This is a genomic window from uncultured Agrobacterium sp. (assembly GCF_913777885.1).
Lineage (GTDB): Bacteria > Pseudomonadota > Alphaproteobacteria > Rhizobiales > Rhizobiaceae > Agrobacterium.
In genome coordinates, this window is sequence record NZ_CAJYTV010000007.1 from 92131 (window position 1) to 108672 (window position 16542).

Consider the following 16542-nt stretch of genomic DNA (forward strand, 5'->3'; position numbering starts at 1 on the left):
AATCTCGTCATGGTTTGCGACCCAGCCCCCGCAGAAGCAGGAAAGTCACAAACCCCAGAAGCGACAGAAAGCCGATAAAAAACAGCGAATAGGATAAGGTGTTGCTGGACAGCCAGTTGGCCGCGATCAGTCGCCAGTTCGAAAATGTAAAGGGGCCGGTGGTAAAGAACGTCTGCTGCTTTGCGACAATCGACTCGACCTTGTCGGCGCCCGCATCGTAGGTCGCGATCCGCCCGGAAAGGCCAGACCATCGCTTCATTTCCGTCATCGCCTTCATGCCGGAGCGCAGGGTGTCTGTCGCCGGTGCGGTCGCAAGGGTCCAGACGCCTTCTCCTCCTGGGCTGAGGCCTTGCGCCAGCATGAAACTAACATTTGCGGGCGGTGCGTAGATCTCCTCCGCTCCAGGCAGAAACCGCAACGTGTCGGCGCTGATATCGAAATTGCGCCGCATCCACTCCTCGAAGGAGGATATCTGGCCCTGCCAGAGCCCACCATCCACACGCTGACGCCAGTCTTCGAAGAGTTGGTCTGTCTGCTCGGCGGCTGGAGCCGACTGCCTTCCTTCGCCCCAAGCGGTCTGACTGGCGGACGCTATGTTGAACTGGGCGGCAAGCGCCGGCTGGATCTGCGGAAGTGTGCCGATGAAGATCGCATCCCTGTCTCCGACGCCTGCGATAGATCCTACCATATCCACGTCGACGGGCTGCCCCGCCGCAACGGCCAGACGCCCCATAAGGGTGGCGGCAGACGACAAGAGATCGGGATCGATCCGCTCCAGAAATATAGCCACGGGCTGTTTTGCGGAACGATATGGCTGCGCAACCCCACTGGTAGCGGCAAGGTCCGGTGCGCGCCCGATCCTGGCGAAGTTCGGCATGTGAAACTCAGACGTATCGAAGAGAGCGAAACGCGGTGTCGCGCTCGCCGTGGTGCCGGGCAGGCAGGTCTCGTCCGCCTGAGTTTGCAAAACAGCTTCTATTGTCACTGTATTTGCGCCAGGCACGAAGTGCCTCAACGTGACGTTGATCGGCAGGTGCCGGAAGATGCCACCGCCCCGGTTGGAAATCGGCACGGTGGATGCGATGTTTCCGTTCACGTAGACGTCGATATGACTTCCGGGAAGCACCTCTGCGGCATAGGCGGCATCCAGAAGAAGAGTGGCTTCGCCATAGGCTGCGGCGTAAAAATTTGCGGGGACGCCGATAGTGAAATCGGTGCGAAAGCGCCTTCCTGAAAATTCGGTGCTCGTCACACCAAGCGACGAAAGCGAGAGACGGCGGTCGCCAAGGACAAGAGGCGCATCTGGCGTGTGCCAGTTCCTGGTCGACAAAAAGGAACGAGACGACTGGTCGGGAGGTTCGACCGACGCAACCAGGCTGGCGATCGCCGCTTGCGTGGCTTGCGATGTCGGGCCTCCGACAATCAGAGCCGACGCACCATTGATCAGATTGCTTTCGAAGCCAGCATAGGGGCCTGCAAGGACTTCTGCGGGGACTGTGTTTGTAACCGCTGCAATCTCACGCGAAGTGCCAGCCAGCACGAGAAGCGAACCCGCCTTTCTTGCCTGCGGAACGTTTGCGTGAAAGACGATCTCCTGATTGGGCATTTGCGTGCGCAACGCCAATGCCTGCGAGAGTTTCAGCAGAGACGAAGCCATCACAGGGTTGGACATGCCGGGCGCGACGATGTCGATGGTGGTCAGCCCGTCGGAACCGGCCCCGATAGCCTGTATGTCCTCGATTGTCTCGAAACGGCTTGCCACATCGGCATTGAGAGTGATGAAGGTACCGGACGGATTGATGTCGGTCCACAGATCGTATGTGGATTCGATCGTGCAGTCAGTTCGGTGCCGTTGCTTGACGCCAAGTGTCACCACATTAGCGCCACCCTGAAGTAGACCGGGCGGAATGGTGATGGAAAGATTGCCCTCCGCGTCGGGAGAGGCAATGCTTCTTTGCTCCAGCGGGACATTGTTGATCGCGATCTCGAGGCTTGAGCTTTCCGGCGCAACCACTACGGCGTTCTGGTAGGCAACGGTCAGAGCCCTGGCCGCATCAGCCTGTTGTGGCGTCATGTAGATCGTCCATTGCCGCTGGTCCATTTCGCCAGACAGGCTGAGTTCGGTGAACGGCAGGATGTAGCGGCGGCGCTGATCGACGGATTTGGAGATGGGCTCAGGGGCTGCCTGCGCCGACCGCGGTGCGGCCATCGGCGGCGTCGAGGCGCTGGGCGTGACGGATGGAACAGACGATGGAGCGATTTGCTGCGTTGGTGGCGCACCCGCGGGCGAAGCCGCAGGTGGCGGCCTGACAGGAACTTGAGGGGTCGGTGGTAACGCTGTCGTGGGCGCTGACGGTGCGAACGGTGGCACTGGACCCGTCGTTGCTGGCGGCGAACCGGCTGGCCGCTCCGGTGACATATCGAAGGGTGCGGACTGAGCAAAAGCTGTCGCCGCGAAGGCAGCGTAAAAGGCCAGAAAAGCAAGCGGCTTTTTCATCATTTTGCCACTCCCGCGGGAGCCTTCTGCTTTGCCTTGGATTGGAAAGACCGCATGAAGTAAAAGAGGCCGCGCTGCGTCTGGAAGAGCGCAATCGCCAGAAAAGAGGCTGTTCCTCGAATCAAACCGGGATTTCGTCTGCGAGCGCGCTGGAATTCCGTCCATTGCTCTGAATTGGCGAAAATCAAATCTGCGATCAGTCGGCGTTCGATATTTTCCTTAGGCGCGAAAGTGCAGCCGATGGACATGAAACCCTGTTGCTTGACGGTTCTAACAATATCAATCGTCATCGTGGACGGAGACCCTGGGCTGTAGGGTTCTACCTTGATGCGAGCCGAGCTGCCTTTCTCGATACGATCGAGATCGTCTTCGAAAACATTGATCAGCATGCCGTGAACCGAAACGTTCTGAACAGTCGCCGGCAACCACGGGCCGTCTTCCTGGAATTGCAACTCGCAGCGACGCTTGACGGTGATGCGCCGTGAAGCAGACCTTTCGCCGCGTTCGGACACGACGCCGAGTGCGCAGCCGGCAAAGATGATATTGAGCAGGTTCCATCCGCCCACGACCAGCGTCACATCCGCCTTATAGGGCTCTGCGTAGATGCGATAGATCGCAAAGACCATGGCGATGACCAGCACGAAAAAGATGACGAAGAACGGACGGCTGATTTCCGACAGTCTGGCTTCGCTGATAGATTCGTCCTTGGCGGTGACCTTGAAGGTCGGCTTGCTGGGATTGAACAGGACCGAGACTACGGCCGGCAGAAGATGCACCGTCTGCACATATTCGTAGAGTTCGGAAATCCAGGGCCAGCGGAAACTTCCATAGAGGAAGTTCTGCATCATGAGGTTCACCAGCATATACGCGGCCGTGTAGGCCAGGAATTCGCCACCCGAGGCCACGAAGATCTGCAGATCGAAAAAGAGATAGAACAGAGGCGCAAAGAGGAAGATGGTACGCGGGAACGGAAATAGCCAGAACAGCGTGGACGACATGTAGCAAAGCCGTTGGGTGAAGGAGAGTCCTCGGCGAAACAGCGGCTGCCGGAAGATCAGGATCTGCATCATGCCCTGCGCCCAACGGCTTCTTTGGCCGATGAAGCTGGTGAAAGTTGCCGGCTGCAAACCTGCAATCAGTGGCTTGTCGACATAAAGGCTATTCCAGCCGCGCGAATGAAGTGCAAGCGCGGTCTCGCAGTCTTCAGTGATGCTGACCCCGCTGAATCCCTCGGTTTCCTTCAATGCCGTCCGGCGCAGAACCGCCGCCGAACCGCAGAAGAAGGCACCGTTCCACTTGTCCAGTCCGCGCTGAATGATGCCGTAGAACATTTCGTTCTCGCTCGGCATCGTTTCAAAGGTGCGCAGATTGCGCTCGATGGGATCTGGATTGAGAAAGAAATGCGGCGTCTGCACGAGGAAGAGCTTCGGATCTTCTTCGAAATAGCCGACCGTTTCGAGAAGAAAGTCACGAGCGGGGGCATGGTCTGCATCGAAAACTGTCACCAGTTCGCCGGTGGAATGCTCAAGACCGTTGTTCAGATTGCCGGCCTTGGCGTGGACGTTACGCTCACGCGTCAGGTAGTTGACGCCGAGATCGGCGCAGAGCCTCTGCAATTCCGCATGCCGTCTGGCGGCCGCCTGCGCTTCCAGAATGTTCGGCGCATTGCGTTTCTGTAGCGTCCCGCCATCATCCAGCAGCCAGACCGTGAACCTGTCCGTCGGGTAATCCATGTTTTTTGCCGCAGCCAGCGTATTGGCGAGAAGTTCGGCGTCCTCATTATAAGTCGGAACGAAGACATCCACCGTCGGCACATAACCGGCAGAACCGGGGCGTGTCTTGCGCGAGGGCAAAGGCATGGAGACAATGACGAGGCTGAGCGCCAGCATCATCACGCTGTACATCTCGGCGAGATACAGCAGAAAGCCGGGAATGAAGTTTTCGAGTTGATTGACGGGCGGCAAGGTACTTGTCGTGCGCCAATAGACATAGCGCAGAACGATGGCGGTTCCGAAGCCCAGGCCGATCAGCCGCCATGCTCCCTTGCCGTTCAGGGTTTTGATCGTCGCGAGAAGACCGAGCGAGATTGCGGTTGCGATGAGGTGTGTCTGCAGGCTGACGGGCAGAGTGATGATCAGCAGCACACAGGCCGACACGAACAGCCAAAGGATGAAAGTGATGGCCTTGCTCATCCGCAAACCTTTACATCAAGTCGATAAGAAGCAGGTCGCTCCTTTGGCCTCATGCCACCGGCCATCCGACGGCATGTCGAAAAGCCATTGTGGAGCAGTTACACTCAAAACAGTTAATTGCAGGTTTGCCCGCTCGTCTGACCAGCAACACAGCCGGGCGACGGGATGGCAATCCGTTTCGTTTCAATACGTCGCGCTGGCGGAGCCACATCCGCCGGTCGGCCACTGGTTGCCATGGGTCGTGCGGGAGAGGGAATCACCACGGCAGGTGCTGGCTGAGGCTGAGGCGGGCTTGGGCGAGTATTGGACGCAGGCACCGAAATAGGGGCAGGTCTCGTCACCGCGCGGACTGGCGCCGCCGCGGGCGTTTGGGTTCCAGGCGACATCGGAGCGTTACCCGACACGGGGTAGACAGGATTGCCGGCGCGGCCTAGTCCACTGTCAGGCCTCTGCGCCGTTCCGTAGGGGTTCCAATTGCTGGACAGATAATTGCCGGTAATGATGTAATTGTACATTACAGCGAGAAGATCGCGGGTGGTGACGCCAGATTGGCAGAGGCGCAACGTGACATTGATGCGGCCCAGATTTTTGAAGCCCTGGCGCATGCTTTCCGCAGAGCGGATCTGCTGCCAGCCATAGATGCACGCGTCATCGCCATAACCTTTGCCTGAGGCGTAGGAAAAAGCGCCGTAATTGTTCTGGAGATATTCCGCGGACATCGACATGGCCACACCGGGAAATGCGCTCCGAATTTCGCGCGAGATCGAGGAAGCGCGCAGACTGCTTTCCGAAAGCCCGTCTTTTCCCGTATCCTCGGCTTTTTGCGGCCCGAAAATCTGGACTTTCAAGTAATTCTGGCCAGGCGTCGTTGCGTTCGAGCGCAGGATCACATCCTGCTGAACCGCATTGGAATAATTGCGATTGATAACAGTCAGGATCTCTGGACCACCAGGTGGTGGAAAAATCAACGCCTCTTCCGGCGATGCCATTTTGGGTGCGCCTGATTGCTGCACGCCCGCTGGGGTATTGCAGCCCGAAAGCGCAAACGCCACACCACACAATGATGCAATGGCAGCGGCCTTTTCCGCCCCTGCACTATATCCCCTTAACGAGGTTTGAGCATAACGAATCACGTGTGACCAGTTCATCGTTTCGAAATACGTGAGCCCTGCGATTTAGCAATCCTAAATATGGAGGGTTGAGACTTATGCCTGCGGTTGTAGTCTACGCTTTACGACAGCCTGCGGGAACTTTGCCGGTGCAGAAGGATTTGGAATTGTTGAACGTCGCCATGATGGCCTATCGTGCGGCATGATGAAATGAAGGATCAAAAAGCGTAGCAGGATGACTGACCAACCGTTAAGCACGACAGCACGACTGACAGAGGAAATTACCGCACTGCGCAGATGGCTGGAGGAGGCTGCCCTGCCTCTATGGTGGGAGGCCGGAGCGGCAAAGCCGGATGGTGGATTTCATGAACGGGTCGGTCAGGACGGCAGGCCTATCCTTGGAGATGATCGCCGCGCCCGCGTTCAACCGCGCCAGGCCTATTGTTATGCGGCGGCGGGCGAAAACGGCTGGGGCGGCGACTGGAAACGCGCCCTAGACCAAGGCCTCTCGTGGTTTGACAGGGTCTACCGTTTGGAAAGCGGGCTATACGGCAACCTGGCGAACGCGTCTGGGAAACTCATCGATCCGTCGTTCGATCTGTACAATCAGGCCTTTGCCCTTTTCGCAGCGGCCCAGACCGCGAAAGTGCTGCCCGAAAGAAAGGGCGAGATGCGCGAGCGAGCGCTTTTGATCCTGTCAATATTGAAAGCGCAGTACGCCCATCCGGTTCAGGGGTTCGAGGAAGATAATCCCCCCCGTTATCCTCTATGCTCCAACCCGCATATGCACCTTTTCGAGGCGATGCTGGCTTGGGAAAAAGTCGACCCATCCGGCCCGTGGACAGCCGTTGCCGATGAGATTGCCGATCTGGCCATGAGCCGCTTCATCGATCAGGGCAATGGTGGCTTGCGAGAGTTTTTCGATAAGGACTGGATGCCGGCTTCTGGTGAGGACGGCCGTATCATGGAGCCCGGCCACCAATTCGAATGGGCGTGGCTTCTCACCCGTTGGGGGCTTCTGCGCAACAGTTTCGATGCGGTGAAAGCGGCCAAGCGCTTGTTCGAGATCGCCGAAAGTCACGGTATTTGCCCACGGCGAAAAGTCGCCGTCATGAGCTTGCTCGACGATTTCTCGCCGCATGACCGGCTCGCCCGCTTCTGGCCGCAAACGGAATGGCTCAAGGCGGCCATTCGACTGGCGAGTGTGACGGAAGGAGAGGAGCGGCATCGATATCTGACCTCCGCCTTGCGGGCAGTCGTGGCAATTCAACCCTTCCTCGACACACAGATCCGCGGCCTGTGGTTCGACAAATGGCCCGACGATGCACCAATGATCGAGGAGCCAGCGCCTGCAAGCACTTTCTATCATATCGTCTGCGCCATCTACGAAGCCGACGCAGTATTGAAGGCATTGAAGTCAAAGACCGCGGAACCGCGATAGGTCTATCAGTTTCTTCGATACTTCAGAAACAGACAGACATTCGCATGAATGCGAATGATTTCGCTTCGTTACCGCGGGCGAGGAAAAGAAATATCCTCCTCGTTTCAAGCAGGATGAAAACATTGCTGTCCATGTGGCGGCTTCCCATGGACACTGAAGTGGTCATGGTCGTAAATGCGACCGAGAACCACCGTCTCAATCCGGAGCCCTTCATGCCGTCCCCGATTTCGCGCCGATCCCTCCTCAAGACCCTGGCACTGCTCACCGCATCCACAGCATTGATGCGCATCGACCGTGCCTGGGCGCAGGAGAGCGGCGAGCGCCTCGTCGTCGCGGCAGACTCCGAGCCTAAAAATCTCAACCCTGCAATCGTCGCTTCCAACGGCGTCTTCTATATTTCCAGCAAGATTGTCGAACCGCTGGCGGAAGCGTCCTACAACGGGAAAGATGGGCTTGAGCCTCGGCTTGCAACCGCTTGGGAAGGCTCGCAGGATGGCCTGAGTGCAGCCTTCAAGTTGCGTGAAGGCGTGACGTGGCACGACGGCAAACCCTTCACTTCGGCGGATGTGGCCTTCTCTGCTCTGTCCGTCTGGAAACCGCTGCAGAACCTCGGACGGCTGGTCTTTGCCAACCTTGAGAGCGTAGACACGCCCGACGAGCACACCGCAATTTTCCGCTTCTCAAAGCCTACACCCTTCCAGCTCATTCGCAATGCCCTGCCGGTAGTCACCAGCGTTCTGCCGAAACATCTGTACGACGGCACCGATATCGCCACCAACCCGCTGAACAACAAACCGGTCGGCACCGGACCTTTCGTTTTTGCCGAGTACAAGCCCGGCGAATATTATCGCCTGACGCGCAACGAGACATATTGGGGCAAGGATCGGCCAAAGCTCAGCGAAATCATCTATCGGGTGCTTCCCGACCGCGCTGGCGCAGCAACCGCGCTGGAAGCGGAGGAGATACAGCTTGCCGCTTTTTCTGCCGTTCCTCTTTCCGATCTTGCGCGTATCTCCAAGGAACCCGGCATCAAGGTGATTGCCGATGGCTATGAGGCTTTGACCTATCAACTCGTCGTCGAAATGAATCACCGCCGGAAAGAGCTTGCCGACCTCAAGGTGCGACAAGCCATCGCTCACGCAATCGACAAGAAGCTCGTGGTCGACACGGTGTTTCTTGGCTACGCGACCAATTCCACCGGTCCTGTGCCGAAGAACGCGTCGCAATTCTACACGTCCGACGTCACGTTGTACGACTTCAACATCGACAAGGCGAACGCTCTTCTCGATGAGGCTGGCTATCCACGCGGTCGGGATGGGAACCGTTTCTCCCTGAAGTTGCTGCCTGCGCCTTATTTCAATGAGACCAAACAGTTCGGCGCCTATCTGCGCCAGGCTTTGTCTGCCATCGGTATCGATGCGCAACAGGTAAACAACGATGCTGCCGCTCATCAGAAGGCGGTCTACACTGACCACGACTTCGACCTCGCCGTAGCACCGACCGTCTTTCGCGGCGATCCCGCCATTTCCACAACCATTCTGGTGAAATCGGGAACACCTGCCGGTGTTCCCTTCTCCAATCAGGGCGGATATCAAAACAAGGAATTGGACGCTCTGATCGACAAGGCGGCGGAAACTGTCGACGAAAAGCAGCGTACTGCGCTCTACAAGGAATTTCAGCAGAAGGTGAAACAGGATCTGCCGTTGATTAACGTGGCAGAGTGGGGCTTCATTACCGTTGCCCGCGACACGGTGAAAAACGTTGCCAGTAACCCAAGATGGGCGGTTTCGAACTGGGCGGATACCGCCATCGAGGAATAGAGTGGCAGTTGCAGGCCGCATTCTCCGTCGCAGAATGATCAGCGCCGTACCAGTGCTGGTCATCGTGCTGATCTTTACGTTTCTGCTTTTGGAGAATGCGTCGGGTGATGCCGTTGACGCCTATCTCGTCTCCATAGGCGGCGGGGATGCAAGCCTTCGCGATACTCTGCGTACACAATACGGGTTGGACCAATCGGTCCTCTGGCGACTGTGGCTCTACGTCACATCGATCGTCCGGCTGGACCTCGGCTGGTCGGTCGCCTTCGATCGGCCCGTCCTTTCGCTGATCTTGGAGCGTCTACCGAACACTCTGCTATTGATGGGTAGTGCAACGCTGCTGTCTTTCATCCTCGGCACGACACTGGGGATTGCCGCTGGCTCAAGGCCCGGAAGCCTCCTGGATCGGGCACTGTCTTCTGTATCGCTGGCAATTTACGCCGTTCCGGGCTTCTGGCTCGGCCTCGTCCTCGTGCTCGTTTTCGCCGTCAAGCTCCGCTGGCTCCCGACCTCGGGTCTGGAAACCATAGCCTCTGGCAAAGAGGGTTTTGCGCGGGCACTCGACATCATGCGCCATCTCGTCCTTCCAGTTGCAAGCCTTGGCCTTATCTACCTAGCCCTCTTCCTGCGCGTGATGCGTAGCGCCATGGGGGACCTCTGGCATACGGATTTCGTCGCCTTCGCTCAGTCGAAAGGGCTGTCACGTTGCCGGGTGGTGCTGCGCCACGTTGCGCGCAATGCCGCACTTCCTCTTCTCACCGTGCTCGGTCTCCAATCGGCTACCATGCTCGGTGGTTCCGTCGTCATCGAGAGCGTCTTTGCAATCCCTGGCTTCGGGAGACTGGCGCAAGAGGCGGTCGCCGGGCGTGACACGCCATTGTTGATGGGCATCATCCTAGTCAGCGCCGTTTTCGTCATCCTCGTCAACCTGATCGTCGATTTGCTTTACGCATTTCTCGATCCGCGTATCGGTACGGGGGAGAAAGCGGCGTGACCATTCTTCGCCGGGTATCTCGCAGTCCAGAAGGTGTGGCCGGCCTCGTGATCCTTCTCACAGTGACGTTCGCTGGCATTTCGGCGCCTTTTGTCTTCCCCAACGATCCGCTTTCCATCGTCGCGGCACCACTGATCCCGCCCTTTACCGACCGTGCCCTGCCGCTCGGCACCGATACGCTCGGCCGCGATGTTCTTGCCTGTCTCTTCCATGCCGTGCGCAGTTCGTTTCTCGTCGGTCTTTCCGCTGCAGCAGCGGCGCTTCTGATCGGCACGTTCATGGGCACGATAGCGGGCTTTGCTGGAGGCATTGTCGACGAAGCACTGATGCGGATCGCCGATGCCTTCCAGATCGTTCCGAGTTTTCTTCTCGCGCTTGCCTTTGTCAGCACCGTAGGCCCGTCCCTGCCGATTGTCGTGATGGCCATTGCACTCGGCGCTTGGGCCGATCCCGCGCGGTTGACGCGCGCGCAGGTGCTGTCAATTCGCGAGCGGGATTATGTCGCAGCCGCTCGGACCATCGGCATGCATCCAATGGAAATCGCCTTTCGACAAATCCTGCCAAATGCAGTGCCGCCCGTCATGGCACTTGCCGCGATCATCGTTGCAGCAGCCATTCTGACGGAAGCAGCGCTTTCCTTCCTTGGTCTTGGCGATCCGAATATCGTCACCTGGGGTGGAATGATCGCGGAAGGAAGAAACGTGCTTCGCTCTGCTGCTTACCTCTCAATTATTCCGGGTGTCGCTCTGCTTGCCACGGTTCTCGGGGTCTATCTGCTCGGCGAGGGCATCAACAAGGCGCTCGCATTCCAAAAAGGTGTGCAATGAGCCCATTGCTACTTCTTACGATCAAGGGGTTGGGCGTCACCTATCGCGGCGCGTCCGGACCCGCCTTGAGCGATGTGTCGCTTACCCTTGAAGAAAAACGCCGGCTCGCCATCATCGGCGAAAGCGGCTCGGGCAAAAGCACGCTGGCACGCTGCATTGCAGGGCTGCTGCCAGCTGGCGCCAGAACGACCGGCGAATTGATCTGGAATGATGCGAAGGTGAGGACGAAACACGGGTCTTTTCCGGCACCTGGACGCGATATCGCCTATGTATTTCAGGATCCCGGCGCTAGCCTCAATCCTATCCTGACGATTGGCGAGCAGGTGTGTGAAGCGGCCATACGCCATCTCGGCCTGACACGCAGACAGGCGCTAAATCATGCACGCGATCTGCTCGCAGAGGTACAACTAACCCATGCGGAGGCGCTGCTCTCGACCTACCCGCATCAGATTTCCGGAGGTCAGCGGCAACGAGTTGCCATCGCCGCTGCCATTTCCGCTAACCCCAAAATCCTGATTGCGGATGAAGCCACAAGCGCGCTCGACACGATAACCCAGGCGGCCATCGCAAGTCTGCTGGACAGACTGGTTCAAACCAACGGTATGACGCTGATCTTCATCACGCATGACATTGCGCTCGCTTCCAACCTCGCAGATGATATCACCGTGTTCAAATCGGGCCACTTGGTGGAAGCCGGCAAAGTATATGACGTGCTTCCCAATCCGGGAAGCGTCTACACCAGACGTCTATTGTCTTCTCATCTTGACCTTACCACTCCGCCGCTCATCGGGACTGCAGGCTGATGACCCCGTTCTTCTCAGTCAGCCATCTTTCGAAGCGATATGAATGGGAAGGCCGAGCAGTGCAGGCGCTGGCCGATGTTTCCTTCACGCTGGAACGGGGCGAAACACTTGGACTTGCGGGTCCATCAGGCTGCGGAAAATCTACTCTCGCACGGATCATCATGCGGCTCTCTCCGGCGGATAGTGGCCAAGTGCGCTTTGAGGACCAGGACTGGCTGAACCTGAGAGGCCGTGAACTGAGAGCCGCTCGCCGCCGCCTGCAGATGGTGTTTCAAGATACCCATGGCGCCTTCAATCCGCGCGCCACGGTGGAAGATGCAATTGGCGATCCGCTGCGCATCCACCGCATTGTGGCGAGCGGTCAAAGACCTTACGAAATCACCCGGCTGCTGGAACGCGTCGGTCTCAGCCCGGACGTGGCCAAACGTCCCGTACTTCATCTTTCGGGGGGCCAGCGGCAACGTGTTGCGATTGCGCGTGCGATCGCCTGCCGCCCGTCCTTGCTCGTGATGGACGAGGCGGTTTCGGCGCTGGATATCTCCATTCGCGCTCAAATTTTGGAACTACTTGTGTCGCTTCAATCCGAGACCGGCCTCTCCTGCCTTTTCGTTTCGCATGATCTGGCCGTCATTCGCGCTGTTTGCCATCGCGTCGCGATCATGGAGAGCGGACGGATTGTCGAATATGGCCAGACAGGCCGCATTATCTCCAGCCCGCAATCGGACACTGCCAAGCGATTGATTGCCGCCGTTCCCACACTTCGACTTCAGGACAAGAACCATGTCTGACCGCAACTGGAGCCACCTGCTCGATGTCCCAGCTTTCCCACAAGAGCGTTATGCAAAGCTCGCGGACAGGCTGGCCGCATTGATGAAGACGCAAAACGACGTGCTCCTCATTCAGGCCGAAGCCGTTCTCGCGCTGGAAGCGGTGGCGACCAGCCTGGCCCAGCCGCGACTGAAAGCGCTCAACATCATTACCAGCCCCTACGGCGCATGGTTCGGGGACTGGCTGAAGCGCGGTGGCAGTGAGGTCGTCAACCTCGTGGCCGAAGCTGGGCGTCCAATCACGGTAGACGCTGTTTGGAGCGAGCTTAATCAACACCCCGACATTGCCGTGCTGTCTCTCGTTCACGCCGAATCCGCCAGCGGCATTCTCAACCCATTGGAAGAAATTGTCCGGCTCGCCAGAGAAAAAGGCGTGCTTGCCGTCGTGGACGCAGTTGCATCGATTGGCGGGCATAGTCTCGATGTGGACAAGGATCACATCGACATCGCCGTGATCGGTCCGCAAAAATCGTTGGCTGGGCCGGCAGGCCTTTCGGCAATTTCAGTCAGCGACCGCGCCTGGGCCATGCTGAACCATGGCAACGCGCCACGCGGTTCGATGCTCTCGCTTCTCGATCAAAAAGAACAATGGCTCGATACCGGCAGAGGGATTTTGCCTGGTACGCCCGCACCGCTTGAATTTTTTGCGCTCGAAGCTGCATTGGATCGTGTGGAGGCGGAAAGCATAGACGTCAGCCAGAAGCGACATCGGCTGGCTGCAACGGCAACGCGAAGAGCTCTCACCGCACTCGGCGTTGAGCTCTGGGTGCCGGACGAAGAAGCCTCTGCACTCGTCACAGCAGTCAAGCTCCCGGTAGCTGTCCAGCGCGCCGATCTCGTCTCTCAGGCAAAAATCGATGGGTCCGATATCTTAGCCGCTGTCGGCCCCGGAACAGACTATCTGATCCGCCTCAACCATACGGGACTGCGCGCCAACAAAGAGCCCGTGCTGGCCAATATCAAAGCCCTCGCCCACGCACTGCGCCACCACGGACATTCAAACAAAGTGGATAAGGCAATCGAGGTGGTAGATGAGACCTACTCTTCTGCCGCCAAGCAATAGACCCCGGGCGGCCCGATGGACAAGCAAAAAGCCGCGTTCATCGGCGTATAACGCGGTCCGACTCTGCGGGGCAGCTGATGCTCCCGAGAAAAAATCCCTAGCTGTAACGCTGCAAATGGAAGGATCTTTCTCTCCCGTCCACAGCTCTAATATAGGAATCCCTCCAGCAATCTTGACGAAATCGTGGCAAAACGCGAAACTTTACACATTGTTAAGTTCGGTGACTGGAGGAATGAAAATGGTTGCAGGCTACAACATGCTTTCCTTCGATCTCTTCGGCCTCGGCCGTCGGGCGCAGGAAGAAAAGCTCAAAAGCGAGAGCGGATCGAGAAAAGATCACACCGTTCGTGACGAGGCTGAACAGCGTGATCGCGATCAGGAACATGATCTGTTTTTCTGGTCGCTCTATCCGGTGATCTGAAGCGTCGCTCAGAGACGATCCAGTTCCTCGCGATGCCGATGCATTGCGAGGAATTTTCTGTAATCGCGCTCATAGGCGGATGCGCGCGTCCCATCCGGGTGGCGCTCCTCATAACCGGGATACATGGCAGCGCCAGCTTCAGACAAACTCGTATATACGCCACCCGCTACCGCGGCGGTCATGGCTGTTCCGAGAAGCACGGCATCGCTGGTCTGCGGCACGACGACGTGCTTACCCGTCGTGTCAGCATAGAGCTCCATCAATAGTGGATTACGAACATGCCCGCCCGCTAGGTGAAGCGTGGCGATACGATATCCGAAACTCTCCATCGCCTCCAGAACGTGGCGCGTTCCGAGCGCGATCGACACGGCGGTACGCCAGTATAGGGCGCAGAGGCTATTAAAAGACGTATCGAGAGTGAGGCCACTGATCACGCCCCGAGCATGTGGATCCGCGAAAGGCGATCTGTTGCCATGAAAATCCGGCAGGACATGCAGACGGTGGGCAAACCCGTCGCCCTTTGTGGCCCGTAACGCCATGACTCGGTCGACGATGCGACGGTGAAGCGCCGCATCCGGCTCGCCGCCCGCAGCATGCATGCGCACGATATGGTCGAGCAAAGCACCCGTTGCCGACTGCCCGCCCTCGACCAGCCAGTGATCGGGCAGAACGGCCTGCCAGTAAGGCCCCCACAGACTGCGACCATGCATGCGTTTGGGCGTGAGAGCGACGAGACAACTCGATGTGCCGGCTATTAGCGCAACATTGTTTTCCACATGGTTGCCGAGACTACCGCCGAGCGCACCCAGGGCGCCCGCATAGGCGTCGATCATGCCGGTTGCGACATGGCACTCAGTATCCAACCCCAATTCATCGGCAGCCCTGGCCGACAGAACACCAACGGCTTGACCAGGCGCGACGGGGCTTGAAGGGAGCGAAGCCCGCTCTTTCAGATCCCCGAGACCTGCAAGGCCAAGATAATCCTGACACCAGCCTTCTTGCTCATGCGCCAGGAAATTCCATTTTGCCGTCAGTGTGCAGTTGGAGCGCGCCGCACTGCCGCTTGCCCTCCAAGTAAGGAAGTCGGCAAGATCGAAGAAATAGGCCGCTTTCGACCAGCTTTCAGGCAGGTGTTTCTTCAGCCACATCAGTTTCGGCATCTGCATTTCGGGGGATATCGATCCTCCGACGAAATCCAGAACCGGGTGACCCGACGCTGTCAGAAAATCCGCCTCGGCAATGGCGCGATGATCGAGCCAGACCACGGTGTCGAAGCGGTCCTCGCTCGTGGTTGAGACCGACACTTGCTCGCCGGATTTGCCGCGCGCAACAAGCGAACATGTTGCATCAAAACCAATACCGGCCACACTTGCAGGGCCAATCGCTGCCTCAGCCATGGAAGACCGCACCGAAAAACACACGGCCCTCCATATGTCCTCGGAATCGTGCTCGGCGTGGTTTTCCTTCGGTTTCTGCATAAGGATGGGATGGGTCGCACGGGACAGCATTGTGCCATGACGATCGAACACCCCGGCGCGCGCGCTGCCTGTTCCGACATCGACCGCAACGAGATATTGGCGCATAAAGCTAGTTTCCCATCCCTGTTTTACCGAAAACCGGGAGAGAAGCGTTCCGTGTCGTTATCTGCACGTCAACCAGCCTCTGCTCTTGAGCCCTGGCGGCCCTTTCGGTCGCGCACAAGGTGAACCAAATCCGGCATGGCGTCAAACACGAGATCGGGCTCAAGTGCTGCGATCTGTTGACGGAACGCGGGGAAGCGTGCGTGAGAGCCGCCTGTAAAAGCGAAAACGCACATGCCCGCCGCCTTAGCCGCGGCAATGCCAGCCGGGCTATCTTCGATAACGATGCAATTGGCCGGCTCCGCACCCATCTCTTGCGCGGCGTGCAGGAAGAGATCCGGCGCCGGTTTGCCGTTCTTCACCATGGTGGCGCTGAAAATATGGGGCTCGAATTTCTCGATCAGACCCGTAAGGCCCAGAGAATAGCGGATGCGTTCCGGCTGACTTGAGGACGCTACACAACGAGGCACGTTGAGCCGGTCCAGCGTTTCGGCAATGCCGTCAATCGCCTTCAATTCCAGGCGAAAGCGTTCGAAAAGGGCGCTTCGCATGTGTTCGAGAAAATCGATATCGGTCTCGATACCATATTCCTCCCAAAGCGTTGCCGTCATATTGGCAAGGCTGCGACCGAGAAATCGCTGATAGGCCTCTTCCTCAGTCATCTGGACACCGAGACGTGCCAGCATGTCGATCAGCACTGCGACAGAAACCGGCTCGCTGTCGACAAGCACGCCATCGCAGTCGAAAATCACCAAGGGGCCGGTTTCGGTAGGCATGATGTCAGCTTTCGATAAGTTTATCGTCCAGATAGAGTTCGAGCGTCTTTGCGGTACCCTTTTCCCACAATGTGTTTAGAGCATGGGCGAAGCGGGTGCGGAAGAGGTCTGAGTTTGCGACGTCGCCAAAAATATCGCTGAGTGCGAGGAAGGCCATGGGATCGTCCTTTGCCTTGATCGCGGCCGCCTGCAGGC

Annotated in this window: 13 protein-coding genes and 1 pseudogene; 8 read left to right on the forward strand and 6 right to left on the reverse strand. The window is 58.0% G+C overall.

Annotated elements, in window-relative coordinates; translation table 11 throughout:
- Positions 1–7: 7 nt before the first annotated feature.
- The 3 genes from QZ869_RS05520 to bcsN all read right to left on the reverse strand — a co-directional run bounded on the left by QZ869_RS05520 (position 8) and on the right by bcsN (position 5678).
- Positions 8–2500: a cellulose biosynthesis cyclic di-GMP-binding regulatory protein BcsB gene (locus QZ869_RS05520; protein ID WP_296103104.1), complete on the reverse strand. Its 2493-nt coding sequence runs from the start codon at positions 2498–2500 to the stop codon at positions 8–10.
- Positions 2497–4689 carry a UDP-forming cellulose synthase catalytic subunit gene (gene bcsA / locus QZ869_RS05525; RefSeq protein ID WP_296103105.1) on the reverse strand — a complete coding sequence of 731 codons (2193 nt, stop codon included), beginning with the start codon at positions 4687–4689 and terminating at the stop codon, positions 2497–2499. Before bcsA ends, QZ869_RS05520 begins: the two co-directional genes overlap by 4 nt.
- A gap of 113 nt (positions 4690–4802) precedes the next feature.
- Positions 4803–5678, reverse strand: coding sequence for a cellulose biosynthesis protein BcsN (gene bcsN, locus QZ869_RS05530; protein WP_296103106.1), 876 nt, complete (start codon positions 5676–5678; stop codon positions 4803–4805).
- A gap of 355 nt (positions 5679–6033) precedes the next feature.
- On the opposite strand from bcsN, the gene QZ869_RS05535 reads away from it, so the two are divergent.
- The 8 genes from QZ869_RS05535 to QZ869_RS05570 all read left to right on the forward strand — a co-directional run bounded on the left by QZ869_RS05535 (position 6034) and on the right by QZ869_RS05570 (position 13991).
- A complete protein-coding gene (locus QZ869_RS05535; protein ID WP_296103108.1) occupies positions 6034–7239 on the forward strand; it encodes an AGE family epimerase/isomerase in 1206 nt (401 codons plus the stop codon).
- Positions 7240–7451: 212 nt separating this feature from the next.
- Positions 7452–9059 carry an ABC transporter substrate-binding protein gene (locus tag QZ869_RS05540; protein ID WP_296103126.1) on the forward strand — a complete coding sequence of 536 codons (1608 nt, stop codon included), beginning with the start codon at positions 7452–7454 and terminating at the stop codon, positions 9057–9059.
- A 34-nt stretch (positions 9060–9093) separates the two neighbouring features.
- Positions 9094–10050 (forward strand): ABC transporter permease, encoded by a 957-nt coding sequence (locus QZ869_RS05545; protein ID WP_296103128.1) that lies wholly within the window; start codon positions 9094–9096, stop codon positions 10048–10050.
- A complete protein-coding gene (locus tag QZ869_RS05550; protein WP_296103110.1) occupies positions 10047–10877 on the forward strand; it encodes an ABC transporter permease in 831 nt (276 codons plus the stop codon). The genes QZ869_RS05545 and QZ869_RS05550 overlap by 4 nt, the downstream gene beginning before the upstream one ends.
- Positions 10874–11680, forward strand: coding sequence for an ABC transporter ATP-binding protein (locus QZ869_RS05555; RefSeq protein WP_296103111.1), 807 nt, complete (start codon positions 10874–10876; stop codon positions 11678–11680). Before QZ869_RS05550 ends, QZ869_RS05555 begins: the two co-directional genes overlap by 4 nt.
- Entirely contained in the window at positions 11680–12468 is a 789-nt protein-coding gene (locus QZ869_RS05560; RefSeq protein WP_296085842.1) for an ABC transporter ATP-binding protein, read from the forward strand. Before QZ869_RS05555 ends, QZ869_RS05560 begins: the two co-directional genes overlap by 1 nt.
- Complete coding sequence (locus QZ869_RS05565) at positions 12461–13570, forward strand: aminotransferase class V-fold PLP-dependent enzyme (protein WP_296103112.1); 1110 nt, start codon at positions 12461–12463, stop codon at positions 13568–13570. Before QZ869_RS05560 ends, QZ869_RS05565 begins: the two co-directional genes overlap by 8 nt.
- A 232-nt stretch (positions 13571–13802) precedes the next feature.
- On the forward strand, positions 13803–13991 hold the full coding sequence (locus tag QZ869_RS05570) for a hypothetical protein (RefSeq protein WP_296103114.1): 189 nt from the start codon (positions 13803–13805) through the stop codon (positions 13989–13991).
- An 8-nt stretch (positions 13992–13999) separates the two neighbouring features.
- Here the strand turns inward: QZ869_RS05570 and QZ869_RS05575 are convergent, their stop codons facing one another.
- From QZ869_RS05575 to QZ869_RS05585, 3 genes and pseudogenes are all read right to left on the reverse strand, one after another.
- Positions 14000–15574, reverse strand: coding sequence for an FGGY-family carbohydrate kinase (locus QZ869_RS05575; protein WP_296103115.1), 1575 nt, complete (start codon positions 15572–15574; stop codon positions 14000–14002).
- A gap of 68 nt (positions 15575–15642) precedes the next feature.
- Entirely contained in the window at positions 15643–16347 is a 705-nt protein-coding gene (locus QZ869_RS05580) for an HAD family hydrolase (RefSeq protein ID WP_296103118.1), read from the reverse strand.
- A gap of 4 nt (positions 16348–16351) precedes the next feature.
- Positions 16352–16542: pseudogene (locus QZ869_RS05585) on the reverse strand (mannitol dehydrogenase family protein); the annotation flags it as partial.

What these genes read in the sequence shown, in the direction of transcription:
- QZ869_RS05575 (WP_296103115.1), bottom strand. Translation starts at nt 15,574, where the DNA reads ATGCGCCAATATCTCGTTGCGGTCGATGTCGGAACAGGCAGCGCGCGC.
- QZ869_RS05535 (WP_296103108.1), top strand. Translation starts at nt 6,034, where the DNA reads ATGACTGACCAACCGTTAAGCACGACAGCACGACTGACAGAGGAAATT.
- QZ869_RS05565 (WP_296103112.1), top strand. Translation starts at nt 12,461, where the DNA reads ATGTCTGACCGCAACTGGAGCCACCTGCTCGATGTCCCAGCTTTCCCA.
- QZ869_RS05545 (WP_296103128.1), top strand. Translation starts at nt 9,094, where the DNA reads ATGATCAGCGCCGTACCAGTGCTGGTCATCGTGCTGATCTTTACGTTT.
- bcsA (WP_296103105.1), bottom strand. Translation starts at nt 4,689, where the DNA reads ATGAGCAAGGCCATCACTTTCATCCTTTGGCTGTTCGTGTCGGCCTGT.
- QZ869_RS05520 (WP_296103104.1), bottom strand. Translation starts at nt 2,500, where the DNA reads ATGATGAAAAAGCCGCTTGCTTTTCTGGCCTTTTACGCTGCCTTCGCG.
- QZ869_RS05540 (WP_296103126.1), top strand. Translation starts at nt 7,452, where the DNA reads ATGCCGTCCCCGATTTCGCGCCGATCCCTCCTCAAGACCCTGGCACTG.
- QZ869_RS05560 (WP_296085842.1), top strand. Translation starts at nt 11,680, where the DNA reads ATGACCCCGTTCTTCTCAGTCAGCCATCTTTCGAAGCGATATGAATGG.
- QZ869_RS05570 (WP_296103114.1), top strand. Translation starts at nt 13,803, where the DNA reads ATGAAAATGGTTGCAGGCTACAACATGCTTTCCTTCGATCTCTTCGGC.
- QZ869_RS05580 (WP_296103118.1), bottom strand. Translation starts at nt 16,347, where the DNA reads ATGCCTACCGAAACCGGCCCCTTGGTGATTTTCGACTGCGATGGCGTG.
- bcsN (WP_296103106.1), bottom strand. Translation starts at nt 5,678, where the DNA reads ATGGCATCGCCGGAAGAGGCGTTGATTTTTCCACCACCTGGTGGTCCA.
- QZ869_RS05555 (WP_296103111.1), top strand. Translation starts at nt 10,874, where the DNA reads ATGAGCCCATTGCTACTTCTTACGATCAAGGGGTTGGGCGTCACCTAT.